This is a genomic window from uncultured Maribacter sp. (assembly GCF_947500985.1).
GTDB lineage: Bacteria > Bacteroidota > Bacteroidia > Flavobacteriales > Flavobacteriaceae > Maribacter.
In genome coordinates, this window is sequence record NZ_CANMTX010000003.1 from 172,807 (window position 1) to 198,062 (window position 25,256).

Annotated in this window: 23 protein-coding genes; 9 read left to right on the top strand and 14 right to left on the bottom strand. The window is 33.3% G+C overall.

The features are described 5' to 3' along the window. Nucleotides 1-178 precede the first annotated feature (178 nt). Nucleotides 179-1,465 carry a DUF2254 domain-containing protein gene (locus Q0871_RS07130; protein ID WP_299320323.1) on the top strand — a complete coding sequence of 429 codons (1,287 nt, stop codon included), beginning with the start codon at nucleotides 179-181 and terminating at the stop codon, nucleotides 1,463-1,465. On the opposite strand, the gene Q0871_RS07135 is transcribed toward Q0871_RS07130, so the two are convergent. Further along, nucleotides 1,462-1,863 carry a TerB family tellurite resistance protein gene (locus Q0871_RS07135; RefSeq protein ID WP_299320325.1) on the bottom strand — a complete coding sequence of 134 codons (402 nt, stop codon included), beginning with the start codon at nucleotides 1,861-1,863 and terminating at the stop codon, nucleotides 1,462-1,464. The genes Q0871_RS07130 and Q0871_RS07135 overlap by 4 nt on opposite strands. A 341-nt stretch (nucleotides 1,864-2,204) precedes the next feature. Here Q0871_RS07135 and Q0871_RS07140 point away from each other — a divergent pair, with 341 nt between their 5' ends. Further along, nucleotides 2,205-2,582: a DUF1456 family protein gene (locus Q0871_RS07140; RefSeq protein WP_299320328.1), complete on the top strand. Its 378-nt coding sequence runs from the start codon at nucleotides 2,205-2,207 to the stop codon at nucleotides 2,580-2,582. A gap of 43 nt (nucleotides 2,583-2,625) precedes the next feature. On the opposite strand, the gene Q0871_RS07145 is transcribed toward Q0871_RS07140, so the two are convergent. The 4 genes from Q0871_RS07145 to Q0871_RS07160 all read right to left on the bottom strand — a co-directional run bounded on the left by Q0871_RS07145 (nucleotide 2,626) and on the right by Q0871_RS07160 (nucleotide 5,877). Continuing rightward, the gene (locus Q0871_RS07145) at nucleotides 2,626-2,961 is read right to left on the bottom strand and encodes a hypothetical protein (protein ID WP_299320331.1); all 336 of its coding nucleotides are present in this window, start codon (nucleotides 2,959-2,961) and stop codon (nucleotides 2,626-2,628) included. A gap of 365 nt (nucleotides 2,962-3,326) precedes the next feature. Further along, nucleotides 3,327-3,662, bottom strand: coding sequence for a hypothetical protein (locus Q0871_RS07150; protein ID WP_299320334.1), 336 nt, complete (start codon nucleotides 3,660-3,662; stop codon nucleotides 3,327-3,329). A 231-nt stretch (nucleotides 3,663-3,893) separates the two neighbouring features. Beyond that, nucleotides 3,894-5,087, bottom strand: a complete 1,194-nt coding sequence (gene sucC, locus Q0871_RS07155) for an ADP-forming succinate--CoA ligase subunit beta (RefSeq protein WP_073243319.1) — start codon at nucleotides 5,085-5,087, stop codon at nucleotides 3,894-3,896. Nucleotides 5,088-5,238: 151 nt separating this feature from the next. Next, nucleotides 5,239-5,877, bottom strand: coding sequence for an LON peptidase substrate-binding domain-containing protein (locus tag Q0871_RS07160; RefSeq protein WP_299320344.1), 639 nt, complete (start codon nucleotides 5,875-5,877; stop codon nucleotides 5,239-5,241). A 151-nt stretch (nucleotides 5,878-6,028) separates the two neighbouring features. Between Q0871_RS07160 and lysA the strand changes: the two genes are divergently transcribed. From lysA to Q0871_RS07180, 4 genes are all read left to right on the top strand, one after another. After that, nucleotides 6,029-7,267, top strand: coding sequence for a diaminopimelate decarboxylase (lysA, locus tag Q0871_RS07165; RefSeq protein ID WP_036152879.1), 1,239 nt, complete (start codon nucleotides 6,029-6,031; stop codon nucleotides 7,265-7,267). Nucleotides 7,268-7,327: 60 nt separating this feature from the next. Further along, nucleotides 7,328-7,864 (top strand): DUF255 domain-containing protein, encoded by a 537-nt coding sequence (locus Q0871_RS07170; protein ID WP_299320349.1) that lies wholly within the window; start codon nucleotides 7,328-7,330, stop codon nucleotides 7,862-7,864. A gap of 122 nt (nucleotides 7,865-7,986) precedes the next feature. Further along, nucleotides 7,987-8,652 (top strand): hypothetical protein, encoded by a 666-nt coding sequence (locus Q0871_RS07175; RefSeq protein ID WP_299320352.1) that lies wholly within the window; start codon nucleotides 7,987-7,989, stop codon nucleotides 8,650-8,652. A 224-nt stretch (nucleotides 8,653-8,876) separates the two neighbouring features. Continuing rightward, entirely contained in the window at nucleotides 8,877-11,459 is a 2,583-nt protein-coding gene (locus tag Q0871_RS07180) for a M1 family aminopeptidase (protein ID WP_299320355.1), read from the top strand. Nucleotides 11,460-11,518: 59 nt separating this feature from the next. Here Q0871_RS07180 and guaB read toward each other — a convergent pair whose 3' ends face one another. The 7 genes from guaB to Q0871_RS07215 all read right to left on the bottom strand — a co-directional run bounded on the left by guaB (nucleotide 11,519) and on the right by Q0871_RS07215 (nucleotide 21,228). Continuing rightward, nucleotides 11,519-12,991 (bottom strand): IMP dehydrogenase, encoded by a 1,473-nt coding sequence (gene guaB, locus Q0871_RS07185; RefSeq protein WP_299320358.1) that lies wholly within the window; start codon nucleotides 12,989-12,991, stop codon nucleotides 11,519-11,521. Between the two features lie 259 nt (nucleotides 12,992-13,250). Continuing rightward, entirely contained in the window at nucleotides 13,251-15,722 is a 2,472-nt protein-coding gene (locus Q0871_RS07190) for a TonB-dependent receptor (protein WP_299320363.1), read from the bottom strand. Next, entirely contained in the window at nucleotides 15,703-17,070 is a 1,368-nt protein-coding gene (locus Q0871_RS07195; protein WP_299320367.1) for an HTTM domain-containing protein, read from the bottom strand. The genes Q0871_RS07190 and Q0871_RS07195 overlap by 20 nt, the downstream gene beginning before the upstream one ends. Beyond that, on the bottom strand, nucleotides 17,070-18,203 hold the full coding sequence (locus tag Q0871_RS07200) for an imelysin family protein (protein ID WP_299320370.1): 1,134 nt from the start codon (nucleotides 18,201-18,203) through the stop codon (nucleotides 17,070-17,072). Before Q0871_RS07200 ends, Q0871_RS07195 begins: the two co-directional genes overlap by 1 nt. 94 nt (nucleotides 18,204-18,297) lie before the next feature. Next, entirely contained in the window at nucleotides 18,298-19,548 is a 1,251-nt protein-coding gene (locus tag Q0871_RS07205; RefSeq protein WP_299320373.1) for a DUF4856 domain-containing protein, read from the bottom strand. Nucleotides 19,549-19,684: 136 nt separating this feature from the next. Beyond that, nucleotides 19,685-20,554, bottom strand: a complete 870-nt coding sequence (locus Q0871_RS07210; RefSeq protein ID WP_299320377.1) for a hydroxymethylglutaryl-CoA lyase — start codon at nucleotides 20,552-20,554, stop codon at nucleotides 19,685-19,687. 53 nt (nucleotides 20,555-20,607) lie between these two features. Then, nucleotides 20,608-21,228, bottom strand: a complete 621-nt coding sequence (locus Q0871_RS07215) for a LysE family translocator (protein WP_299320381.1) — start codon at nucleotides 21,226-21,228, stop codon at nucleotides 20,608-20,610. 85 nt (nucleotides 21,229-21,313) lie between these two features. Between Q0871_RS07215 and Q0871_RS07220 the strand changes: the two genes are divergently transcribed. Further along, nucleotides 21,314-21,724, top strand: coding sequence for a Dabb family protein (locus tag Q0871_RS07220; RefSeq protein ID WP_299320386.1), 411 nt, complete (start codon nucleotides 21,314-21,316; stop codon nucleotides 21,722-21,724). A 78-nt stretch (nucleotides 21,725-21,802) separates the two neighbouring features. Here the strand turns inward: Q0871_RS07220 and Q0871_RS07225 are convergent, their stop codons facing one another. Together Q0871_RS07225 and Q0871_RS07230 are read right to left on the bottom strand one after the other, a co-directional pair. Further along, a complete protein-coding gene (locus Q0871_RS07225) occupies nucleotides 21,803-22,846 on the bottom strand; it encodes a quinone-dependent dihydroorotate dehydrogenase (RefSeq protein WP_299320389.1) in 1,044 nt (347 codons plus the stop codon). Between the two features lie 57 nt (nucleotides 22,847-22,903). Continuing rightward, nucleotides 22,904-23,350 (bottom strand): hypothetical protein, encoded by a 447-nt coding sequence (locus tag Q0871_RS07230; protein WP_299320392.1) that lies wholly within the window; start codon nucleotides 23,348-23,350, stop codon nucleotides 22,904-22,906. A 75-nt stretch (nucleotides 23,351-23,425) separates the two neighbouring features. Here Q0871_RS07230 and pepT point away from each other — a divergent pair, with 75 nt between their 5' ends. Together pepT and Q0871_RS07240 are read left to right on the top strand one after the other, a co-directional pair. Continuing rightward, entirely contained in the window at nucleotides 23,426-24,649 is a 1,224-nt protein-coding gene (pepT, locus tag Q0871_RS07235) for a peptidase T (RefSeq protein ID WP_299320395.1), read from the top strand. 4 nt (nucleotides 24,650-24,653) lie between these two features. Beyond that, complete coding sequence (locus tag Q0871_RS07240) at nucleotides 24,654-25,253, top strand: YdeI family protein (RefSeq protein ID WP_299320399.1); 600 nt, start codon at nucleotides 24,654-24,656, stop codon at nucleotides 25,251-25,253. Nucleotides 25,254-25,256: the final 3 nt, after the last annotated feature.

The window sequence follows — 25,256 nt, forward strand, 5'->3', positions numbered from 1 at the left end:
TTTTAAATAAATTAATTTTATAGCCGATATGAATAGAACAAATCATGTACCACTCAAATAAATACGCCATAATGACATATTTTATATTTATAAAAATGTCATTTTGTCACTTTTAATCTATACGAGCCTGTAATTTTAGCATATCAGCCGTTTTTCCATAACCACAATCACTAGATTTATGGATAGAATTTTTAAAATGGACAGACTAACCAACTTTATAGACCACATTCAATCTAGAATTGCTTTTTTTCCCACAGTAATCTCCTTGGGCGGATTGCTAACGGCTTTTTTAATGATTTATCTGGAACAAAAAGACATTTCCGCACATATCATGGAAATTGCTCCAGCTTTGGTTATTGATGACACAGATACAGCTAAGACAATTCTAAGCACTCTTATAGGTGGTTTAATTTCATTGACCGTATTTAGTTTTTCAATGGTAATGGTATTACTAAATCAAGCATCAAGTAATTTTTCACCAAGAGTGTTACCTGGTATTGTATCAGACCAAAAACATCAAATTGTACTAGGTCTCTATATCGGCACAATTCTATATAATATTTTCATATTTATCTCCATAGAACCTACTAAAGACAACTATCAAACACCAGGCTTCTCGGTACTGGCAGGAATTATTTTAGTAGTAGGCTGTTTAGCAGCATTTATCTATTTTATTCATCATATCTCTCAAGCGATACAAGTAGGCAATATTTTAACCGCAATTCATTCTAGAACAAAATCTGAAATAAGATCAATTGTAAAAGACCAAGAAAAAAAAACTTTAGTATTTCCTGATCAAGAACATTGGGAAGCGTATGAAATTACCGAAACCGGATATTTCTACGGAATTTTAAACGATAATTTACTCGAGATATGTAAAGAGAACTCGATGAGAATAAAAATTCAATTACATAAGGGACAGTTTATTTTAGATGGCACTATTGGATTTAAAACTGAAAAACCTTTAGATAATGATTTAAAAGAAAAAATTATAAGCAACTTACTTTTTAGTCACGAAGAGCTCATTGGAGAAAATTACATCTATGGTTTTAGACAAATATCAGAAATTGGAGTGAAAGCCATGTCACCAGGTATAAACGACCCAGGCACGGCTTTAAACACTATTGACTACTTAACCTCGCTCTTCTTAGATTTAATACGTAAAGCAGACTTTGAATACCTTACCGATGATGATGGTGAAAATTGGGCACTTATTAGAAGTTCAAAATTTTCAGAAGTGTTATTTAATGTAATGGCAACGTACAGACTTTATTGCAAACATGATATTACTGTTATGAGAAAACTGATGCACATGCTAAAGACTCTTAAAAATCACGTGATAAATTCTAATCAACTAGAAATCATAGAAGCAGAAATCGATGAATTAAGAGCAGACGCAAACAGTAATATCGAGAACAAAAGAGACCTTGGTCAATTGGATGCCGACTTTATATCTTGGTCTTAATTATAATGTGCCTTGAAAATAGAAATTAACACTTCTGGCGGCACTATTTTATTAGGGTATTTATGCATTATAGAAAGTACTTGCTGAATTGCACCTGGTGGCAACCCCATATTTAAACCAATATCAAAAATTCTTTTGACCTCATTGATATCTTGATCATCATCTACATTCATTAGCAATATGAGCCTATGAAATTGTAATAACCGTTCTGATTGTGATTTAGGAATTATATGTTCAACGTTAGAAGTAAAGAGACTATCAAAAGTCTTTTTACTTACCTCTAATTGCTGGGCAACCGAAAAAAGAAAATCATACTCAGATTCTTTCACCTCGTTATTGACTTTCGCAAACGAAATCATTTCTGATAAAATACTCAATTTTTCTTTAGTCGTAGGCATATTCTTACGTAACAAATTGATATTCAGCTGCTACATATTTTTAACGTAAAAGTCAGCTGTTTTATTTCATATAAATCAATTTAACTAGAGTATAAAGTTACACCTGATAAAAAAATTAATATAAATGTTAACTATAAGTATGAGTTTAGTTTTTACTAAGGTGTCACCTAGAATTAGCCTGCTAAAATTTTCACTTCATAAACTATACTAGTAAGATGCATATATTCTGCATCGAAATTGAAATTTAATAACTTAGATTTAGATAAAACCGACCTATTAACAAGGTACATCAACCAACAGGTCATATTTTTATAATAACTTGCAGTCCTTAAATTTGTGTTATGACAAATAATGATATACTTAAAAAACTAAGAGTAGCCTTAAAATTCCGTGATGACCAAATCGTTGATATTTTGCAGCTTGTAGATTTTAAAATTTCTAAAAGTGAATTAGGTGCATTTTTCAGAAATGAAGACCACCCTAACTATATGGAATGCGGTGATCAAGTGTTACGTAATTTTTTAAATGGTTTGGTTATTCATCTGCGTGGCACAAAAGATGCCCCTAAAATACCAGGAGAAGTTCTATTGGCTATGTCTACCAGCACCAAAAGACCTACTCAACAAAACAATGAAAGAAAAGATTTTAAAACAAAACAGATGAATAAGGTAGATACTGCCGTTAGCTCTGTGAAGTATAAAAACAAGAAAAAATCTTAATACACCTCTGTGTATTAAGATTTTTTATGGCATAATTAAATAATTAAGCCTCTATTCGTACAGGAATGGTGTATACTTTACCTTCCTCTACGTCTGCCAAATTAACCTTCTGATAGTTCAATTTGGCTTTGACAAAACTTTCCATTTTATCAAATTTTGTACTTACAGATAATACGACAATTTCACCATCTGCATTTAAGGTAAAACGTACCTGTGCAGTTAAATCGTTGTGTTCTTCAGAAAAGTTATTCTCCGTTAGCATTTCTGAAATCTGCGTTGAAAGATTTTTAGAAGGATTTTCACCTTTTACATCGTTAGCTAATACATTACCTGTTGCAAGTAGCATTGCAGCTACGACTACTAAACTTAATTTTCTCATGACTTTTTGTTTTTTACTTCAGTTTTTCTGAAGTATGATTAATAATTGATTGATGATGAATTACTAAAAAGACGATTGTAAAATGATAATGTTACAATTTGCACTCAGTTTAACATCTCTTTAATACTAATTCCTCAATTATACACCCCAAATTTAGAAATACAAGTCGCTAAAAAAACATAGATTATAAGTCTTAACCATTATTTCATTTCGGTAACTTAAAATACAGATTGCAACCATTTATAATTACCATAAATTAAAACTGCAGATACAATAAATATGTATTTATATAAATGTGTCTTGGTTTTTAAACAAAAAAAGAACGCTGTATAAGCGTTCTTTTTTTACTGTATATATTAAATCTGTTATTCAGCTATTTCTATCGGTATAACATAAACTAAATCTTTATTACCAGGTGTGAGATTTTGAAAATCAATACCATCCTTTAAAAAATGTTTTAAATTCTCATTATTAGAATTTACCGAAAGTAATCTATAAACACCATCATCAGCTAAAGCTATTTTAACTTCAGCTTTTGCTCCTCTTATATTATCAGGTATCTCTTGATCTGCGAGCATATCATGAATTTGGGCGGTAATAATTTCCGTGCCCCTATCTTTTTCTGACTCTTTATCATGGGCTGTTACAGTACCAATTGAAAGAGCCAAAATTGCGATTAAAAAAATCTTAACTTTTTTCATACTATATATTTTAAAGGTTTGAAAACATACGCACATATTACGTATACCACAAAATAACGCATTTAAAATATTAATATGATAATTTTAACATCTATTTAATATTATATTAATAAAATATGCAGATTTTAATACTATAAACTACATTTTCAATAATACCAAGAGCTGTATGGGTAAAAAAAAAGACCACTCCTTTCGGAGTAGTCTTTATATACTTCTATAAGTGAATTGGTTTTAAGCCAATACAGCTTTTACTTTATCTGCAGCCTCTTGGAACTGTACAGCTGATTGTACTGCTAGTCCTGAGTTATCAATAATCTCTTTTGCTATTTCAGCATTAGTACCTTGTAATCTTACAATAATCGGCACTTTTATTGAATCACCCATATTCTTGTAAGCATCAACAATTCCTTGTGCTACACGATCACAACGAACGATACCACCAAATATATTAACCAAAATTGCTTTAACATTAGGATCTTTTAATATGATTCTAAATGCCTCTTCAACTCTTTTAGCATCTGCAGTACCACCAACATCTAAGAAGTTAGCTGGTTCACCACCTGCCATTTTAATTAAATCCATAGTTGCCATTGCAAGACCTGCTCCATTAACCATACAACCAACGTTACCATCAAGATCTACATAGTTAAGACCAACTTCTCTTGCTTCAACTTCAATAGCATTCTCTTCTCTAAGATCACGCATATCAGCATACTTCTTTCTACGGTATAGTGCATTATCATCAATAGAAACCTTAGCATCAACAGCCATGATTAAATCATCAGATGTTTTTAATACTGGGTTAATTTCGAACATATTAGAATCACTTTCTACATATGCCTTATATAATGATGCAACGAATTTTGTCATCTCTTTGAACGCAGTACCTGAAAGACCTAAGTTAAAAGCAATTTTTCTTGCTTGAAAACCTAACAATCCTGTAGCTGGGTCAATTTCTTCTGTAAAGATTAAATGCGGAGTACTTTCAGCAACCTCTTCAATGTCCATACCACCTTCTGTAGAATACATAATCATATTCTTACCAGTAGCTCTGTTTAATACAACAGACATATAGAATTCACTAGTTTCGCTTTCGCCTGGGTAGTAAACATCTTCGGCAACCAATACTTGGTGTACTTTTTTACCCTCCGCAGAAGTTTGCGGTGTAATTAAGTTCATACCAATAATCTGGTTTGCTATCTCTTCTACTTCTTTAAGGTTTTTGGCTAATTTTACACCACCACCTTTACCACGACCACCTGCGTGTACTTGCGCTTTAATAACGTGCCATCCAGTTCCGGTTTCAGCAGTTAATTGCTTTGCAGCCTCAACAGCCTCTTTTGCATTTTGGGCAACTATTCCTCTTTGGATGCGCACCCCAAAACTTGCTAATATCTCTTTTCCTTGATATTCGTGAAGGTTCATATATATGGTGAATTTAATTGTTAAGCAAAAATAGGAAACAGGAAGTAATAATCTAAAAATACTGGTGATTAATTAGAATAACTAGTAGAATTAACCTGATAAAAACACAAATTCCTTATTATGTGATTGAATTTTGTAGCTAAAAAACGACCTAAATCTCTAAATCTTTAAAATCTAACGGATCAAAATTTTTGAAATGTCCGTTAAGTTCAATTGTTTTCTTGGTTCTATTTACCTCTGACAATACAGTTATTGTAGAAGTTAGATGCAGACTTATAAAGTTAAGTCGATCATTTTCTGTAGGTATCTGTAATAGTTGATACTCTTGCTCAAAAGACAATCCTATTTTGTGAGCCAGCGTAAAACTATTGAATTCTTTTACATTGAGTTTGGTATATGGCACATCCATGATAGCATATAATTGTTCTATACCATTAATAATAGTTTGTTTTTTTTCTTCGGATGCTTCATAATCATACTCCAACAACTTTACAATACCACCTGCGTAAAGCTTATTATCCATAATATTATCAAAAGCGAGTAATTTAAAGACTTGCCTAGCTACGCAGACCACATCCATTTCTCCTGTTTCATACGTTGTTACCACTTCTACCAATTGTACCTCAACACCGTATTCCATCTTATTATTTATGAAAACAGGTATACCAAAAGTGATGGCTTCTTCTCTACAATCTTGAATTAATTCTTTGTAGCGATCTTCAAAAACATGAAGGGGAACCGTCTCCCCCGGAAAGAATATAGACTGTAATGGAAATAAAGGTAATTTCATATGCTAAATGTACAAAGGAGTTTATTTAGCGCCAAAATAAATAGAACTCTACAATGTTACAAATATCACAATTTGTTATTTTTAGCGATTTTATGTTATTATTTTTGTTCTTAATAAATTAGAAAAGTAAATTCGCTTAAAATTAGATAGTATGAGAAATGAGGATTTATTGCAAATCGCAAAAACCTATGGTGATCCGGTGTACGTTTATGACTCGGAAAAAATAGTTTCACAGTTCAATAGATTAACCAAAGCTTTTGGTTCTGTAAAAAAATTGAAACTTAACTATGCAGCCAAGGCACTTTCTAATATTACTATTTTAAGATTGATGAATAGTCTTGGTAGCGGTCTTGATACCGTTTCTATACAAGAAGTTCAACTAGGTTTATTAGCAGGTTTTAAACCAGAATCAATCATTTTCACCCCTAACGGAGTTTCTTTAGAAGAAATTGAACAAGCTGCCAAATTGGGAGTACGCATTAACATAGACAACCTTTCTATATTAGAACAATTTGGTAGTAAGCATCCAAATATTCCGGTATGTATTCGTATTAATCCGCATGTAATGGCAGGTGGAAATTCTAATATATCTGTTGGTCATATAGATTCTAAATTCGGAATCAGCATTCATCAAATTCCGCATTTACTTCGTATTGTAGAATTGACTAAAATGAATATCAACGGTATACATATGCATACCGGTAGTGATATTTTAGATATCGATGTATTCTTATATGCTTCTGAAATTCTTTTTGATACTGCTCGAAATTTTAAAAATCTAGATTTTATCGATTTTGGTAGCGGCTTCAAAGTACCTTATAAAGAAGGTGATATTGAAACTAATGTTGAAGAACTAGGTAAAAAACTAAGTACTCGTTTTAATGAGTTCTGTAAAGAATATGGTAAAGATTTGACATTGGCTTTTGAGCCAGGCAAGTTTTTAGTGAGTGAAGCAGGTGTTTTTCTTGCAAAAGTAAATGTGGTAAAACAAACTACTTCCACAGTATTTGCAAGTGTAGATTCAGGTTTCAATCACTTAATTAGACCAATGCTTTACGGCGCTACGCATACCATCAATAACATTTCTAATCCAAAAGGCAGAGAACGTTATTATTCTGTTGTAGGGTATATCTGTGAGACCGATACTTTTGCCAGCAATAAAAGAATAAACGAGATTACCGAAGGTGATATTCTTTGCTTTAAAAATGCAGGCGCGTATTGCTTTACTATGGCAAGTAACTACAACTCAAGATTTAGACCACCAGAAGTTCTTTGGCATAAAGGGAAAGCAATTCTTATACGCGAAAGAGAAACTTTTGAAGATTTAATTCGTAACCAAGTAGATGTAAAAGATTTGTTCGCTGTTAAAGAAACGGCAAAAGTGAAATAAAGCATTTAAAAATACGTTAGTTTTGGTATAATAGTTGGACTATACACTCAAATTAAACTCATGAAAACGTATTCTTTATCTTTTTACAAATCATTTTTATTCTTAGCCGTTCTTTTTATTTCGGCCGCTAGTTATGCACAAGAGGTAAATTGGATTTCTTGGGAAGAGGCTGCCGAACTAACGGCAACCGACACCAACCCAAAGAAAGTCTTTATTGACGTGTACACTGATTGGTGTGGATGGTGCAAGAAAATGGATAAGGACACTTTTCAAAATCCGGAAGTAGCTGCATACATGGCAGAGAACTATTATATGGTAAAGTTTGATGGTGAAGGTAAAGACCCAATCGAATATAAAGGGAAGACATATAAATTTGTTCCCTCTGGCAGAAAGGGTTATCATGAATTTGCAGCCGCTTTAATGCAAGGTCGTTTAAGCTACCCAACTACTATTTTCTTAGACGAAGAATTAAACATGCTTTCTCCAATACCTGGTTATCAAAAGCCAGAGCCATTCTTAGAAATTGCTCGCTATTTTGGTAGTGACATTTACAAAGAAAAAGATTGGAAAGCCTATACGGGTGAAGCTGGTAAATAAGCATAAAAAACTTACCCCTCTTTAGTAAAAAGCTCTATTCATATTTGACAGAAGAAACTAAGATTTTATCAAAGTATTTGATATAGTTTAGTATTCTATTAATACAACGAGAAATAAGTTTTATGAAGTATTTAATGATGATTCTACTTATTTCATTAAGTATAATTTCTATCTACGGTCAAAACAAAAAAAAATGGCAAAGTGAGTGGAAATATGGCGAGTTAATTTTACGAAATGGCGATACATTAAAAGGAAGAATGATATTACCTATTTTAGATGATATGGCTCTAACAAGTTCGAAAAAGGTAAAATTTCAAAAAAGTTCTAAAAATAAGAAAACCAACTATAGCCATTTTGATGTTAAAAAAGTAATTATTAAAAATCACATGCTAAACAAAACATGGGATTATCAATTCGTTAAAATATCAGATTCTAAATATAGATTGTTTGAGCTTGTTTATGAAAGTGACGAAATAAGGTTATTTAAAAGAAAAACTGAAAAAAATAATAATGACTATTTACCATCTCCTGTAAACAGTGTACATAGTATAGTTCATATGTTTGATAATAATACTGTTTATAATACAAGATATTACGCTCAACGAAAGAATGAAGGCGTCGCTTCTATTCTTTACAATTCAGGTCCCTTTGCAAAATCATTTCGTAAAAACGGCATCCATTATTTTTCTGATTGTCCCGATTTAGTTTCGAGCTTAAAAAATAGAGGTTTAAATGAATCTGATGTGCTGAAAATTGTCAAAGAATTCGACAAATGTTTACATAACTAAGCTCTGTAATTTGGGCATATATCTTTTTAATTTAAAAGAGATCAATTATTATTTATCAAAAATCTTAATATTATTCTTACCAATAGTTTACTACTATCAATCGTATACTACCGTATCATAATAAATAAAAAAGTGCATCTCCATTTAGTGTAGGTTTAAACTCTTCGAAAATTGTAAAGTTATTTCCATTAAAGTACTTTCACAACAACGTATAACTCTAACTTATGAAGAACCTATTTTACGCTTTTTTTTTAGTCATCTTTTTAATATCGTGCGCTAACGAAAATGACAATTCAAAACAAGTTGAATCTGGAGTATCAGAAGCTATGGCAACCCAAAGAGCTTCTCTAATCTCAAATGTACATTATAACTTAAGTTTTAATATCCCTAAAGAACAAGAAGCCCCTATAGCATCTAAGCTATTATTAGAATTCAACTTAACGCAACTTCAAGAACCTGTCTACTTAGATTTTAAAGAGGAAACTTCAAAAATAAAATCGGTATCCATTAACGAAGCTGATGTCGCTATTCTTCATAAAAATGAACATATAGTTCTACATGAAGACTACTTGGTTAAAGGAAATAACACCATTATAATTGAGTTTGATGCTGGTGAGCTTTCTCTTAATAGAAATGAAGATTACTTGTATACTTTATTAGTACCTGATCGTGCAAGAACACTATTCCCTTGTTTTGATCAACCTAATATAAAAGGTATGTATACGCTGAATATTACAGCACCAAATGATTGGAAAGTTTTATGCGGTTCAAAAGAAGTAAAGCAAACTCAGAAAGGGGAATACACACAACATAATTTTAGTGCTTCTGACCAAATGAGTACCTATCTATTTTCATTTGTAGCCGGTAAATTTGAATCAGTAACTCAAAAACCTGCGAATATGGATATGACCATGTTATACCGAGAAACAGATACCACTAAAATTAAGTATAGCTTAGATTCCATTTTTAATCTACATCAGCAATCCTTATCATTTTTAGAGAAGTATACCGCATATCCTTTTCCTTTTCAAAAAATGGATTTCGCTGCAATACCCGGATTTCAATACGGCGGAATGGAGCATGTCGGCGCAATTCAGTACCGAGAAAGTTCGCTGTTTTTAGATGAAAGTGCTACAGCTAACAGAAAATTAAGTCGTGCAAAACTAATTGCCCACGAAACATCACATATGTGGTTCGGCGATTTAGTAACTATGAATTGGTTTAATGATGTTTGGATGAAAGAGGTGTTTGCCAATTTCATGGCAGATAAAATTATGAATCCCACTTTCCCAGATATAGACCATCAATTGGCTTTTATGATTACCCACTACCTTAATGCTTATGGAGAGGATAGAACATTGGGTACGAACCCTATTCGGCAAGATTTAGAAAACCTCAACAACGCAGGTTCACTTTACGGAAGTATTATTTACAATAAAGCCCCAATAATGATGCGTCAATTAGAAACCGTTTTAGGTAAAGAGGCATTTCAAACAGGTATTCAAGAATACATTAAAACCTTTGCATTCAAAAATGCTGTTTGGGGTGAGCTAATTGATATTCTCGATAAAAAGTCTACTACAGATATGGTTGGTTGGAGCAATGTTTGGGTCAATAATTCTAGTAGACCCATCTTTAGTGATGATATTGAATATGATGATGAAAACAAAATAACCTCATTTACATTATTTCAAAAAGCAGAAGATAAAACTAATCATTCGTGGCCACAGAGATTTGAAGTATTATTTCTTTATCCTGATAAAACAAAAACGTTGACCGTTAACATGATTGGCAGTGAATTGAAATTAGATGATGCTATCGGCATGGCTAAACCAAACTCAATATTATATAATTCAAATGCTGAAGGCTACGGAGTGTTTCCTGTTCAGGAAAAAGATATAGACATTATACCTAACATAAATGACCAAGTGGCTCGTGGTTACGCCTACATCAATGTGTATGAGAGTATGCTAAATGGCAGTATTACTCCCGATGCAGTAATAAAGCTATACTCAAAAGGACTAGTTAATGAAAAGAATGAATTATTAATTAATCTCATCTCTAGGTACGCTACTTCAGTTTTTTGGAAATATCTTACCGCAGAACAACGCCTTTTTTATCAGAGAGAAATTACAGAACAGATATGGGCTAAATTACAAGAAGAACTTGCACCTAATATTAAAAAGACATTATACAACACCTATGTATCATTAGGTTATACAGATATTTCCCTAGACCGTTTATACAAAATTTGGAAGAAAGATGTAGTAATCAGTAATCTAAAGCTTAACGATGAAAATTATACTGAATTAGCAATGGATTTAGCCTTGTACGGACACCCAGAAAGTGAAAACATTTTAAAAACGGCAGAACAGGCGATAAGTAATAATGATAAATTAAACAGGTTTAAATTTTTACTACCGTCTCTATCAAAAGATGAGCAGACAAGAAATGATTTTTTCGAATCACTTCAAAAAGAAGAAAGCCGTGCTAAAGAATCATGGGTGGCTAATGCAATGAATAATTTAAATCACCCTTTACATCAAAAAGAATCCATTAAGTATCTAAGAGCAAGTCTAGACTTAGTTGATGAAATACAAAAAACAGGTGATATCTTTTTCCCAAAAAGATGGTTAAGTAGTACTATAGGCAACTACACTTCACCGGAAGCTTATGAAATTTTACAGCGTTTTCTTGAGGAAAATCCTGATTTAAATTCTTCACTAAAATCAAAAGTACTTCAAGCTTCAGATGATTTGAGAAGGGTTCAACTCCTGCAGAAACAGATTGATACCTCATTAGATTAATATTGAGACATAAAAAAAGAGGTCCAAAAGACCTCTTTTTTTATACACTTCTATATTTTCTATCTACTATAATTAGGACTCTCCTTTGTAATGGTTACATCATGTGGGTGACTTTCATTAATACCACTAGCTGTTATTTTAACAAATCTACCAGTATCTTGTAATGTCGCTATATCTTTTGCTCCACAGTATCCCATACCAGCTTTTAAACCACCTATAAACTGATGTATACTTTCATACAACTCTCCTTTGTAAGGCACACGACCTACAATACCTTCAGGTACTAATTTCTTGATATCATCTTCAACATCTTGAAAGTAACGATCCTTACTACCTTGCTTCATTGCCTCTACAGATCCCATACCTCGGTAAGATTTAAACTTTCTACCTTCATAGATAATCGTTTCTCCTGGAGATTCTTTAGTTCCTGCTAAAAGTGACCCTAACATTACCGTATCTGCACCTGCAGCAATAGCTTTAGGAATATCACCCGTATATCGAATACCGCCATCTGCAATTACTGGAACACCTGAACCTTTTATAGCTGCTGCTACTTCTAATACCGCAGAGAACTGAGGAAAACCAACACCTGCAACAACTCTTGTCGTACAAATTGAACCGGGACCAATACCAACTTTAACTGCATCTGCACCCGCATCTACTAAATATTTTGCTGCCGCACCCGTAGCAATATTACCAACAATAACATCTAGGTTTGGAAACTTCTTTTTTACAGCTTGTAACACCTCTACCACACCTTTGGTATGACCATGAGCTGTATCAATCACTACTGCATCTACGCCTGCATTAACCAATGCCTCTGCTCTTTCTACAGCATCTGCTGTAACACCTAAAGCAGCTGCAACACGAAGTCTACCGAACTGATCTTTATTGGCACTAGGTTTTTGGGTAAGTTTTGTAATATCACGAAATGTAATCAAACCTACCAACTTATAATTTTTATCTACAACAGGTAGTTTTTCAATTTTATGTTGTTGTAAAATATCTTCTGCTTCTGAAAGTGAAGTTCCTTCAGCAGCTGTTACCAAATTTTCAGAAGTCATTACCTCAGAAATAGGTCTTTCATTATTTTTCTCGAAACGTAAATCCCTATTGGTTACGATACCTAAAAGTTTACCATCTGCATCAACGATAGGGATACCACCAATACTATACTCTTTCATATTAGCTTTGGCATCTTTCACTTTCGAATCAAGTGGTTGTGTAACCGGGTCCAAAATCATTCCGCTTTCAGCCCTTTTCACCTTTCTCACTTTCATAGCCTGCTGCTCAATACTCATGTTCTTGTGCAACACGCCAATACCACCTTCTTGAGCCATGGCAATTGCCATTCTAGACTCCGTAACCGTATCCATCGCTGCCGATATGATAGGTACATTGATTGTAATATTTCTTGTGAATTTTGTCTGAATACTAACTTCTCTTGGAAGCACTTCAGAATATGCAGGTACTAATAATACGTCGTCGTATGTTAGACCTTCTCCTAGAATTTTATTTTGGTGGGCTTGCATAGCAATTAAGGATTTAATTGCGTGCAAATATAGTGAATATAGTTGGTTTATTTATTCTTCACCAAACCTTAGCAAAAGCTTCACATTAATTAAAGATTAGTAATTAAAAAACACAACTATTCTAGACATGCAATTTATTTATTATACAACGCTATTGAACAACTTCGGGGGCAGACATACTAGGTATTCTAAGAGGCCTAACTTAAAAATTATAAGCTAGCCTCTCGAAGTATTAAAGTCTCAATTATCGAGTAAAATTCTAAAGTTTAAATTGCAGCGTAGTGTAAAACGTTCTAGGTTCAGATGGTATAATACCTGGCCCTGGGTAGCCAGTTGCTCTTCGTGTAAAATAACTATTGTCAAGAACATTGTTTATACCTGCTTCAAGCTTCCAGTTCTTGTATGTATATGCTAATGAAAAATCAAGAATATCATACGCTGGTATTTCCCCTTCTATTCCTCTTTGGTTATCATTTATATCTTGCGGAGCATTAGTTGCATCTGTAAATTGACTTGATAAATATGTGTACTGTAAACTTCCCAGTAAGTTATTATAGCCAAAATTTAATCCTGTTTTTAAATTTACAGCCGGTATAAACTCAACATTATTACCTTCTACATTTGTCTCTTCCGAAGACAAATATTCAGATTCTGTAAGGGCAAGGTTTAAAAAATAGTTCAATTTTAATTTATCATTTCCACTAAAAAAAGTTTCCTTGATACTCCAGTTTCCAAAGCTTTCTAACCCATACATAAAAGCGGTACCTATATTCCCACGAAAGCGTATAATACTCCCTGTTTCTACTTCTTCGCCAGCTGCATTTATCTGCGTTTCACTTTTAAGAATTTCTCCAAGTCTATTATCATACAACAGACCAAAAGCACTAACATCGTAAGAGAAAATATTTTTATGCCTTCCACGCAACCCTACATCCGCAGTAAAACCATCTTCATCACTAATGTTTTCATCTACTTGAAATGAAGGATTAACAACCCTTATATCACTAAAAGTCACTGATCTGTAATTTTGAGAAAAATTTCCATAAAATTCCACACTTGGGTTTAGCTTATAAGTTGCACCTAGACCTAGTAACAAAAATGTTCTATCAAAAGTCCTATTATCCGTAACATCTTCATTTAACAATGAGTTACCAGCCAAATCCAGAACGATATTTTTGTAACTACCTATACTTTCAGTATTAATATGCTCTAACCTAAAACCTGGTGTTAAAGTCAATTTAGAATTTATATTAAAAATATTCTCCCCAAAAAAAGCAAGATTGGAGTTAGGGAAATTAAACTCTGATTGCCTTTCATAATTTGGAAACTCATCATCGGCAAAATTAAAGTCTGCATTTGCAGCTGTTGTTCCAGGTCCTTGCCGTTGATTATTATCTGTTCTGTAAATTTTAGATCCAATCAATAATGCTGATTCGGTATCACCCAGTTTATATCTGGTAAGCAATCTTGCCTCTGCACCCCAGTTTTGAAAGTTATCAACGAGCAATTCTCTTGGTTCTTCTAAATCATCGGGCTGTGACACTCTATTAGTTCTAAACCCAAGTGCACTTCTTGACGCATCTAAGCCAAAAACATTTAAACTAAAATCCATTTTTGAAGAGAATTTATGATCTAATCTAAGAGAGTATAGTTTCCAATCTACATCAAACCAATTTCTCTCTCTATTACTAAATGTTGGGTCTTCAATAAATTGGGCATCTGTTAGACCACCTGGTTGTTGAGCCAAATAATTAAGAAACGTAGTCTCAAGTGTAAGTTTAGTTTTATCAGAAACCTGATATCCAATTTGAGCAAAATAATTTCTACTGTTATAATCCGAATTTGGTCTAAAACCACTTCCCTCTTTATAATTAAAATAGGTATAATAACTTATTTTTCCAACGGTACCACTTAGACTATTAAAAGAAGTTTTTAAATTATAAGATCCTAAAGTTTGTCTAGAAATCAGTTCTATTTTTTTATTTGAATTTGGTTGTTTGAATTTAAAATTGACCAAACCACCAAATTGGGTACCATATTGCAAAGATGCAGCACCTCTAACTACTTGAATTTCTTCTAAAGCTTCAGCTGGAGGAGTGTAATAACTCTCTGGATAACCTAAAACATCTGCACTAATGTCATACCCATTCTGCCTTGTATTAAAATTTGCCGTTCTATTGGGATCCAAACCTCTACCGCCAATATTAAGTTGCAAACCAGCATCTCCATTATCATAAATATTTAGCCCTACGACTTGACTATAGATTTGTCGCGGATTGTTAGCTGCCAAATTACCCGTAATATTTTCCAGTAAAACAACCTCACTTTTTTTACCCGCATAAATAGCGGTTCCGTCGACTTTCTTTAGTTGCTTTAAGGCAAAGACTTCTTCTCGCTTTTGCGTTATAACCACTTCTGACAAATTATTGACTTTTAAACGTTGTAATGTTACATTAAAGGTAGTGTTACCATTTAAAACCACATCTTGTTCTAATATTTCAAATTCATAGGCAAATACAACAATTGTATAGGTACCTGCTATTAAACTTTCAACGGAATAATAACCTTCTGAATTTGTCGTTTCTAAAAGTTCCAGTTCTTTAATGTACAATTCTGCATCAGAAACAGGTGTACCATCTTCATCGGTTATCTGTCCAGAAATATTAAACTGTCCAAATATTGGAAATGATACTAACAATAACAGTATATAACTAAATTCCTTTAATTTCATCTTTAAATGGTGTTATCCAATTCTTATGTAAAAAAGACTCTTCTTCTTTTGTTAAATCAATTGTAGAGTCTATATATTTTGTACTTAATCTTCCGTTTAAACTTACTTGGCAATCTGCATATACTTGCACATTTTTATGACCATCATTTTCAAAATGTTCTTTCAAAAAATGAGCATACTCCAATATAAAATCTGGCTGAAAAGCCATTTGTTTTTCTTGAATAGGAGTTAAAAAATCTGAATTATTTACATAAAACCATCGCCCCGTATCTCCATTTACTATTTTGAATTGCGCATAACCTGATTTTTCCATTAACATAACACGCCATGAAAAACGATAACCCTCTTCTGTCCAGAACAACTCGCCCGGATACAATAAGTACCTAAATGGCAACATAAGTTGTAAACAAAAGAATAATGCTATTACCCCATATTTAATTTTGGTTTTAAAAGTCGGTATTTGCTTAAAAACTTTCCCCGTATTGAAACTATTAACATCAATCTTAAGAAAATTTGAAAAGAAACCTATTATTTTCAAATGAACACTAGAATCAAAAAATATTAAGGCAGAGATGATCATTACAAAAGGGAAAACTCCAATTGGGAACAACACCCTAGTAAGTACATGAAATATTACGACCGCAACAAATGCAAAAGTTCTTGTCCTTTTATTGAAAAGTAAAAAAGGAATACAGAGATCAAACAAAGCACCGGACCAACTAAAGGCATAGTGCACCCACTCTTCGCCCAGAAAACTACCAATTAACGGGGTATCAAACTTAGATGGTAGCCATATTTTTAAAGGCATGGCTTTTAGCAACCAATCTGAATTTAATTTCGCCAAACCAGCATAAAAATATACGATACCTAATAACAACTTTATGCTGTTTATTGTCCAAGCAGGTATATACTGAAAAGTCCTTTTGGGATTCCAATAGGCATCTAAGGAATAGTTCGCATTTGCAGGAAGAAAAATCATTAGAAAACTTAAGAGACTAATAAAGTAGTAATGATTTAAATACGTGGTTTTATCCATTAGCTCTATATAGGTAAAGCTTAAAAAGAATACTATAATAGCAAGCTTATAACGGTAACCAAGTACTACTAAAATGGCAGAAATAGCACAAATTACAAAGATTAAATAGGTAAGCTCGCCTACTGGTTTCACCCATTCAAAACCATAATAGGAAAAAAAGAACTTGGGTTGCAGATAAAATTTATCAATCCATCCGTAAGACCAAAATCTAACAATACTTAAAAGCATCATTAAACCAAATAAAATACGAAAGACCGCCAATGGGGCGGCCTCTACGGGAGCTTTTATATATGTATCTATTATCGATTTCATTAATCACCATCTGCATCAACAAAATCAATACTGATACTCATGGCAGAAACCATGTCTACCTTTAGCATTGGCACCGCTTTTTGCACTTCGTCATATGCTAAAAACATAGCAGTTGGCGTATTATTATTTTCAATTTCCTCTCTAAAAGCTGCTAGATCTGAAACCAAATCTCTAGCCGTATTAAATTGGGCATTAATTAAAGATGATAAATCTTCCCCATCTTTTACAGAATTCAACGCATCTAAATAAGAAGCAAGGCTTTCCCCTTCAGTTTCGGAATTAAAATGTTTACCGTTGAAAAAATCCTGAACCGCATTTAATCCTTCTAAAAATAATTCATTAGAAATAGTACCCTCATAATAGGCTTCAACGTTTTCAGGTAACGGAGCTCCAGAAAAAACACCTAAAGGAATACCCATTTTACCCGCTCTCAAATACTTTTCATAATAAAAGATATAATCATTTACCATACGATCTACAGAGGCTGTAGAGGAAGCCCCATCATTGGCAACAAACGTATCTCTATATCCTTCTGTCCAGTCAGACAAGACAGTATCGGTCAAAGATTTCATATCTAACAAAACATCTTCTGTAAATGTAAACAGTGCATCTTTATTATCACCATTGTAGAAAGCTAATATTGATGTATCATCCTCTCCTAAACCATTCAACAAATAATCCAATGCTGGAAAACCTTTAGAGCTTCTATTTGAAGAAAGCGATAAATCATAACTACCTGAAACTATGAATTCATCTATATTCTCAGTATTAGTAGGATATATATTCATGTTCAATTGAAAACCTACCGATTCCGCAGGACCAATTTCAAACATTTCAACGCGCTGCCAAGAAGTATAAGCATTTATCCATGCAGAGCGAAATGCTGTTAAATTACCTTCATTAGTGTCTACTTTAAAAGTGTTGAATGAATTTAATAAAGCATCCAAATCACCAGAAAATGCTTCATATGATGGAATGATTATATTATCTGCCCAATTGATTAACATGGCACTACGCTCAAAAGAAACCTCTTCTTGGTCATCTGGTATAATTACCTCATCATCTGTAGCACTTTCACTAGAACATGCCCATATTAAGGTCATAATACACAATGCCCCTATTATCTTTTTCATAGCTTATTTTTATTTATTCTAATTAAATGCAAAAATAAAAAAAGCAATTCAATCTTATTAGAATGAATTGCTTTTTTATTAACCTTATATCGAATTATTCTGCTGCTTGCTCTAAGGTAAAACTGAACCTTCCAGAAATGTCAGTAGAAATAGCATCCAATGTAGCTGCTTCTACATTCCAAAGTCCGTTTTCTCCGTCATCCATTATATCTACTAAAAACGCATCAACTTCTTCTTTGGTAAAATAAGGATCTGTGGAATTGGTTTTTCTTGTAAACTGTAAACTGTAAACAAATCCGTAACCCTCTGATAAATCATGAAAAGCACCACCATAATCAGGTGTTTCTTGATCCAAACTATTTTTTCCTTGCTGTAAATAATATACCGCTCTAATACCGATAACTTCAGAAAGTTTCTCTCTAATAATTTCTGCCTGTGCATCTCTAACATCATATTGCTTAGCTACAATGGCAGCTCTACCCAATTTAAAGGCTTGAAAAATTTCATCGGCAATACCGGCAAAATCGTCATCCCCTTCTACTCTACCAACATATTTATTTAAAAAGCTATCTGCACCTAAGTCATCATTTGGGTTTGCAGCATCGGCATTTAAGCCATAAACATATCCATAAGCTTCATCCCACTTATGCTCCATATTGGTGTAGGTTTTACCTTCCGCTACAACATTAGCATCATTATCCGCTCTATTATCACCTTCATCTAAAACCGCAGTACTTAAATAATTGTTGACTATTTGATCAAGAGTAAGCGCCCCAATTAAACCTTTGTTAAATGCTTGGTTGTATTCTAAACCTTGAGCATTAATATATCTGGTAGAAGAACCGTCAGCTATTTGCCCGGCTGTTCCTTCTGCTGCAGCAACTTCCCAGTTTGGGAATACCTCATTTACTTGTGCTGTGATAAAGCCATCAAAATCTGCTCTGATCAATGTTTGATCGGTGGCATTGGTGGAAAAGAAATCTGCCGATGCAGCTGTTTTACTTTTCACACTTTTATCAGATGCATTTAATTCTATTTCTTCAAAATCATTGGCTCCTTCTTCATGAGCATACATACTTAAAATTTGGTCTGATGTCAATGTTACATCTGTTAATGCGCTTAAAATTTCTGAACCCATTTTTAATCTAGTTGTTTGACCATCAAAACTAACTGTGCTTTCATTATCTCTAGTAAATACGTATGAATCTGGATTATCAATTGTTGTTTCAACAGGATCACAATCACCATCTTCACATGTAGTCAATTCTAAACTATCATCATCAGAACTACAAGAAATAAATAGTAAACTTGCAATAGAAGATAGTACAAATAGGTTCTTTTTCATTTTCTTTTTTTATTAAGACTTATTTCAAATAAGATTGCAAACGTATAACATGTTTCAATACGAAACAAGCTTATCTGTATTAAATCTAAATAAACTTAACGTTTAAATAATATGAGGTTGAAATATAATAAGTTAGCTAATGATAGGCTGTAAATAACTCAGTAGCTTTATTGTAAGAAGCTTCAAAAGCCATCCAATTAACATCTGAGTCTACTTTTTCTGCAGTAAAATAAGAAAGCATTTTCTCTGTAGGCATATTACCAGTTAAATCATCTTTAGCCATTGGACACCCGCCAAAACCTTGTATGGCGCCATCAAAACGTCTACAACCAGATTCGTAAGCAGCAGATACTTTCTCATGCCACTTAGCTGGTGTCGTATGCAAATGTGCTCCAAATTCGATGTTCGGATATTTAGAAATTAGATTGGAGAACAAGTATGAAATAGTTTCGGGATCAGAAGAACCAACGGTATCTGAAAGCGATAATATTTTAGCTCCCATTTTTGCTAGCTTCTCTGTCCACTCCCCTACAATATCAACATCCCAAGGATCACCATAAGGATTACCAAATCCCATCGAAATATAAGTCACCACTTCTTTGTTCGCAGCATCTGCCAAATTGAATATTTCTTGTAAAGTCTCTACAGATTGTGCTATTGTCTTATGCGTGTTACGCATTTGAAAATTCTCTGAAATAGAAAAAGGGAAGCCTAAATAATCAACTTCAGAGTGTGAAACAGCATCTTCTGCGCCTCGAACATTCGCTACAATGGAAAGTAGCTTAGTATTTGTTTTTGACAAGTCTAATTTTGCCAGAACCTCAGCAGTATCTACCATTTGCGGTATCGCTTTAGGCGAAACAAAGCTTCCAAAATCTAAGGTATCAAAACCACAACCCAACAAAGATTGTATATACCTAACCTTTTCATCGGTAGGTATAAATTGCTTAATGCCTTGCATAGCATCTCGCGGGCATTCTACTAATTTGATCTTTGCATTAGACATTTCGTAAAAATACAAACTCTAAATAAGTATCTACTATTAATAATTTAAATAAACTACCCAATTAATAAATAAACAGCAATACCGATGAAGACAATAATTTGCCCCCATTTTAAAACAAACCCGGTTCTCTTATTAGCGATCAAAAAACTGGAAATTTGACCAGATAATATTGCGATAGCACCGAAAACGACTGAAGAAACCACTATAAATAAAAAGCCAAGGGTATAGAATTGTATAACATTGCTTAACGAACTTGAAAATAGAAAGCCTGGAAAAAATGCTAGAAAGAATATCGTCACTTTAGGGTTCAACACATTCATTATAAAACCCTGTTTATATAATGAACCTAAATTCTTTTTATTTTTCGTTTCCCCGGCGATAGAGATAGTATCTCCACTTCTATACACCATTACAGCTAAATAAAATAAGTAGGCAGTCCCAAACATTTTTATAAAAGTAAATATGGCGGGATTATTCTTAATAACTGCAGAAACCCCGAACGCCAGTAACGTAGTATGTACTAAACAACCGGTCATAAGACCTGCAACGACTGCTAAGCCATATTTTTTACCATTACTAATGCTTTGTATGAGCACAAATATGTTATCAGGTCCCGGTGAAAGTGCCAGAATAAAGGTTGCCATAGAAAAAGCCAATAAGACATCGTAATCCAATCTAGAAGATATTAGTTAGACCCGAAAAGTACGAATAACCGCGTATTACACCTATTTTTAATATCTTGTATAAAATTCACAGACTATGAAAATTAAAGTACTTCTATTACTAATTAGCATTTCATTCATGTCAAACGCTTTTGCTAAAACAGATGAAAACATAACTACAATAAAAATGATTCAAAGCGATAGCCTTTTAAGACATACTGTCTTTTTTAAGTTTAAGGAAGGAACGACTGCCGAACAAATGAAAACAGTAGAAGATGCATTTAGTGCACTACCATCAAAAATTGAACAAATAAAAGGGTATGAATGGGGATTGAACAATAGTCCCGAAGGTTTGAACAAAGGCTTTACACATGCCTTTTTTCTAACATTTGAAAGTGAGGAAGATCGCGCCATTTACTTACCGCACCCTGACCATAAAGCATTTGGTGCTGTATTGACTCCGTTTTTAGATGATGTCTTTGTAGTTGATTACTGGACCAAGCCGTAAATTAAAATCTTACATATATAAAATGCCCTTGCACAATTTGTACAAGGGCATTTATATTTTATAGTAATAATTAAATTCTTAAACCGCAGCTTTTTCGATAAGCGCTTTATTGATTTCTTTTACCAAAGCCGGTCCTTCATACACAAAGCCCGTCCATAATTGAATTAAATCGGCACCAGCTTCTAATTTCTCGATAGCATCTTCCGCAGAGTTTATACCGCCTACACCAATAATAGGGAATGCTTTATTACTTTTTTCCGCTAAGAATCGAATTACCTCAGTACTTCTATCTTTCAATGGAGCACCACTTAGTCCGCCAGCTTCTTCTGTTACCAAAGCATGAGATTTTAAATTTTCTCTAGAAATGGTCGTGTTAGTAGCTATAATACCATCAATAGTTGTTGTTTTTACAATATCAATGATATCTAATAATTGACTATCGGTAAGGTCTGGCGCAATTTTCAATAAAATAGGTTTACGCTCAGTCGACTTACGTTCACTTTGTTTCGAGTTCTCTAATTGAAGCTCATTTAACAGAGCCGTTAATGGCTCTTTATCTTGCAACTCTCTTAACCCAGGTGTGTTTGGTGAACTTACATTCACAACAAAATAATCTACGTGATCGAACAAGGCATCAAAACAGATTAAGTAATCTTTAATTGCCTCATTATTTGGTGTCACTTTGTTCTTACCAATATTACCACCAATTAGAACCTTATGTTTTTTCTTTAAATTCTCGACAGCTTCAAAAACCCCGTGGTTATTAAATCCCATTCGGTTTATGATAGCTTTATCTTCTTTTAAACGAAATAATCTTTTTTTCGGATTGCCATCTTGTGGCTTTGGGGTAAGTGTTCCTATTTCTACGAATCCGAATCCAAAATCTGATAATTCGTTATATAGAACCGCATTTTTATCGAAACCAGCAGCTAAACCAACAGGATTCTTAAATTTCAATCCGAATAGCTCACGTTCCAAACATTTATCTTCAACTACGAACATAGATTTAATAAGACCAGATAGTCCTATTTTGGAGAAAAACTTAATGCTTGAAAAACTAATATGGTGAACTTTCTCTGGATCAAAAAGAAATAAAAGAGGTCTGATAAAAAGCCTATACATGTATATATTTTAGAAGCCACAAAAATACAAACTGTAAATGAGAAAGTTAGTTAGAACTTATCTGTTTTCATCAACAATACTATCTGTGTACATTGTGGGCGCAACAATATAAGGAGATCGATAAGCCTCTTTACATAAAGATTGGTATAGTTCATATTGATTAGAATTAAATAGCGCTAACATTTTTTTATCCATCACTTCTTGAACTGTCGCCATACTGTCCATTACAACTTTGTACTTATCTGCTAATTGTCGAAGTTCGGTAACACTACTTTGAGGGTGTCTACTCTTTACATTCTCTAATTCATTACTTAAAACATCATTCCGAAATTTAACTTCTCCACTAAAGCTTTCTAATTTCTCTTTTTGCATTTCGTTCAATTGAAAAATATCAGAAATAATAGAATCGTTTGTAACACCAACACCAAGAATACAATCTGCCTGTGCATTTATATTTGTAAAAAGTAAAAGAAAAGCCATTGCCACTATATATCTAATTTTCATCATCATTTAATTTATCGAATCTTACGTTTACTAATTTACAATTTATAACCTTATTTTTGATAAAACACATTTTACATGCAGCATATCATTGATCGTTTCATAAGTTATATTACTATTGATACGCAGAGCGACTCATCATCTGACGCCACACCAAGTACTGAAAAACAGTGGAATTTAGCCAACAAATTAGTTGACGAATTACGCGCTATAGGTCTGTCTGATGTTACTATAGACGACAATGCTTACATAATGGCCACCTTACCTTCAAATGTAGGCCATAAGGTACCTACCATTGGTTTTATATCTCATTTTGATACGTCTCCTGATTTTTCAGGCACTAATGTAAATCCGCAAATCATAAGAGATTACGATGGTAAAGATATTGTTCTGAATAAGGAAAAAAACATCATTCTATCATCATCTTATTTTGATGATTTATTGCAATATATCGGTCAGACACTAATTACTACAGATGGCACAACATTGTTAGGTGCAGATGATAAAGCTGGTATTGCCGAGATTGTAACAGCTATGGAGTATTTAATCAATAATCCTGAAATAAAGCATGGCAAAATAAGAATTGGGTTTACACCCGATGAAGAAATTGGTCGTGGAGCACATAAATTTGATGTAGAAAAATTTAGCGCAGAATGGGCATATACTATGGATGGTAGCCAGATTGGTGAATTGGAATATGAAAATTTCAATGCAGCAGGTGCCAAAATAACTATAAAAGGCAAAAGTGTACACCCAGGTTATGCCAAAGGCAAAATGGTGAATGCACTTTTAATAGCCAATAAGATTATAAGCGATTTACCCAAGCACGAAGTACCTGAAGAAACATCTGGGAGAGAAGGCTTTTTTCATGTACATCACTTTGACGGAGAAATTGAAAATGCAACTGTAGAACTTATTATTAGAGATCACGATTTAAAGCGTTTTGAGCAACGTAAAAAATTAGTAGAAGACATCGTACAAAAATTTAATAACGAATATGACAATTGCATTGAGCTAGAATTAAAAGATCAATACTTTAATATGAAAGAGAAGATAAAGCCTGTTTTTCATATTGTAGAAACCGCTAAAAAGGCAATGGAAGATATAGGCATAAAACCTATTATTAAACCAATACGCGGTGGTACAGATGGGTCGCAATTAAGTTACATGGGGCTACCATGCCCAAACATATTTGCTGGCGGACATAATTTTCATGGTAAGTATGAATATGTACCCGTAGAAAGCATGCAAAAAGCGGTTGAAGTTATTGTACGTATTTGTGAGCTGACAGCAAAACAATAATACGATGGAAAAGCAAGAGAAATTGGATAAATTCTATAATGAGCCACATCGTTTCAAAAATGAAGTAGCTGAATTAAGAACTCTTGCCTTAGCGTGTAGAATGACAGAAACTTACAAATGGAGTTTCCCCACCTACATGGTAAATAACAAAAACATCATCGCCATAAACAAATTCAAAAATCATTTTGGAATTTGGTTTTTTAACGGCGTCTTTTTAAGTGACCAAAAAAAGGTTTTAGAAAATGCCCAAGAAGGAAAAACCATGGCGATGCGCCACTGGAAATTTATTACACTTGAGGGTATTGATAAAAAAGACGTTACATCTTATATAAATGAGGCTATAGAAAATCATAAGAAGGGCTTACGAGTAAAGGTTGAGAAAAAACCAAAATCCAAAATTGTAATTCCCGTTCACTTATCTATTGCATTAGAAAACAACGATGACATAAAAACTGCTTTTAACAAATTAACCTATTCCAAACAGAAAGATTACGCCGAGTATATTGCAACTGCAAAACAAGAAAAAACAAAACTATCTCGATTAGAAAAAATAGTTCCGTTGATATTAGCAGGTAGGGGAATACATGACCAATACAAGAAGTAAGCT

What these genes read in the sequence shown, in the direction of transcription:
- Q0871_RS07130 (WP_299320323.1), top strand. Translation starts at nt 179, where the DNA reads ATGGATAGAATTTTTAAAATGGACAGACTAACCAACTTTATAGACCAC.
- Q0871_RS07135 (WP_299320325.1), bottom strand. Translation starts at nt 1,863, where the DNA reads ATGCCTACGACTAAAGAAAAATTGAGTATTTTATCAGAAATGATTTCG.
- Q0871_RS07140 (WP_299320328.1), top strand. Translation starts at nt 2,205, where the DNA reads ATGACAAATAATGATATACTTAAAAAACTAAGAGTAGCCTTAAAATTC.
- Q0871_RS07145 (WP_299320331.1), bottom strand. Translation starts at nt 2,961, where the DNA reads ATGAGAAAATTAAGTTTAGTAGTCGTAGCTGCAATGCTACTTGCAACA.
- Q0871_RS07150 (WP_299320334.1), bottom strand. Translation starts at nt 3,662, where the DNA reads ATGAAAAAAGTTAAGATTTTTTTAATCGCAATTTTGGCTCTTTCAATT.
- sucC (WP_073243319.1), bottom strand. Translation starts at nt 5,087, where the DNA reads ATGAACCTTCACGAATATCAAGGAAAAGAGATATTAGCAAGTTTTGGG.
- Q0871_RS07160 (WP_299320344.1), bottom strand. Translation starts at nt 5,877, where the DNA reads ATGAAATTACCTTTATTTCCATTACAGTCTATATTCTTTCCGGGGGAG.
- lysA (WP_036152879.1), top strand. Translation starts at nt 6,029, where the DNA reads ATGAGAAATGAGGATTTATTGCAAATCGCAAAAACCTATGGTGATCCG.
- Q0871_RS07170 (WP_299320349.1), top strand. Translation starts at nt 7,328, where the DNA reads ATGAAAACGTATTCTTTATCTTTTTACAAATCATTTTTATTCTTAGCC.
- Q0871_RS07175 (WP_299320352.1), top strand. Translation starts at nt 7,987, where the DNA reads ATGAAGTATTTAATGATGATTCTACTTATTTCATTAAGTATAATTTCT.
- Q0871_RS07180 (WP_299320355.1), top strand. Translation starts at nt 8,877, where the DNA reads ATGAAGAACCTATTTTACGCTTTTTTTTTAGTCATCTTTTTAATATCG.
- guaB (WP_299320358.1), bottom strand. Translation starts at nt 12,991, where the DNA reads ATGCAAGCCCACCAAAATAAAATTCTAGGAGAAGGTCTAACATACGAC.
- Q0871_RS07190 (WP_299320363.1), bottom strand. Translation starts at nt 15,722, where the DNA reads ATGAAATTAAAGGAATTTAGTTATATACTGTTATTGTTAGTATCATTT.
- Q0871_RS07195 (WP_299320367.1), bottom strand. Translation starts at nt 17,070, where the DNA reads ATGAAATCGATAATAGATACATATATAAAAGCTCCCGTAGAGGCCGCC.
- Q0871_RS07200 (WP_299320370.1), bottom strand. Translation starts at nt 18,203, where the DNA reads ATGAAAAAGATAATAGGGGCATTGTGTATTATGACCTTAATATGGGCA.
- Q0871_RS07205 (WP_299320373.1), bottom strand. Translation starts at nt 19,548, where the DNA reads ATGAAAAAGAACCTATTTGTACTATCTTCTATTGCAAGTTTACTATTT.
- Q0871_RS07210 (WP_299320377.1), bottom strand. Translation starts at nt 20,554, where the DNA reads ATGTCTAATGCAAAGATCAAATTAGTAGAATGCCCGCGAGATGCTATG.
- Q0871_RS07220 (WP_299320386.1), top strand. Translation starts at nt 21,314, where the DNA reads ATGAAAATTAAAGTACTTCTATTACTAATTAGCATTTCATTCATGTCA.
- Q0871_RS07225 (WP_299320389.1), bottom strand. Translation starts at nt 22,846, where the DNA reads ATGTATAGGCTTTTTATCAGACCTCTTTTATTTCTTTTTGATCCAGAG.
- Q0871_RS07230 (WP_299320392.1), bottom strand. Translation starts at nt 23,350, where the DNA reads ATGAAAATTAGATATATAGTGGCAATGGCTTTTCTTTTACTTTTTACA.
- pepT (WP_299320395.1), top strand. Translation starts at nt 23,426, where the DNA reads ATGCAGCATATCATTGATCGTTTCATAAGTTATATTACTATTGATACG.
- Q0871_RS07240 (WP_299320399.1), top strand. Translation starts at nt 24,654, where the DNA reads ATGGAAAAGCAAGAGAAATTGGATAAATTCTATAATGAGCCACATCGT.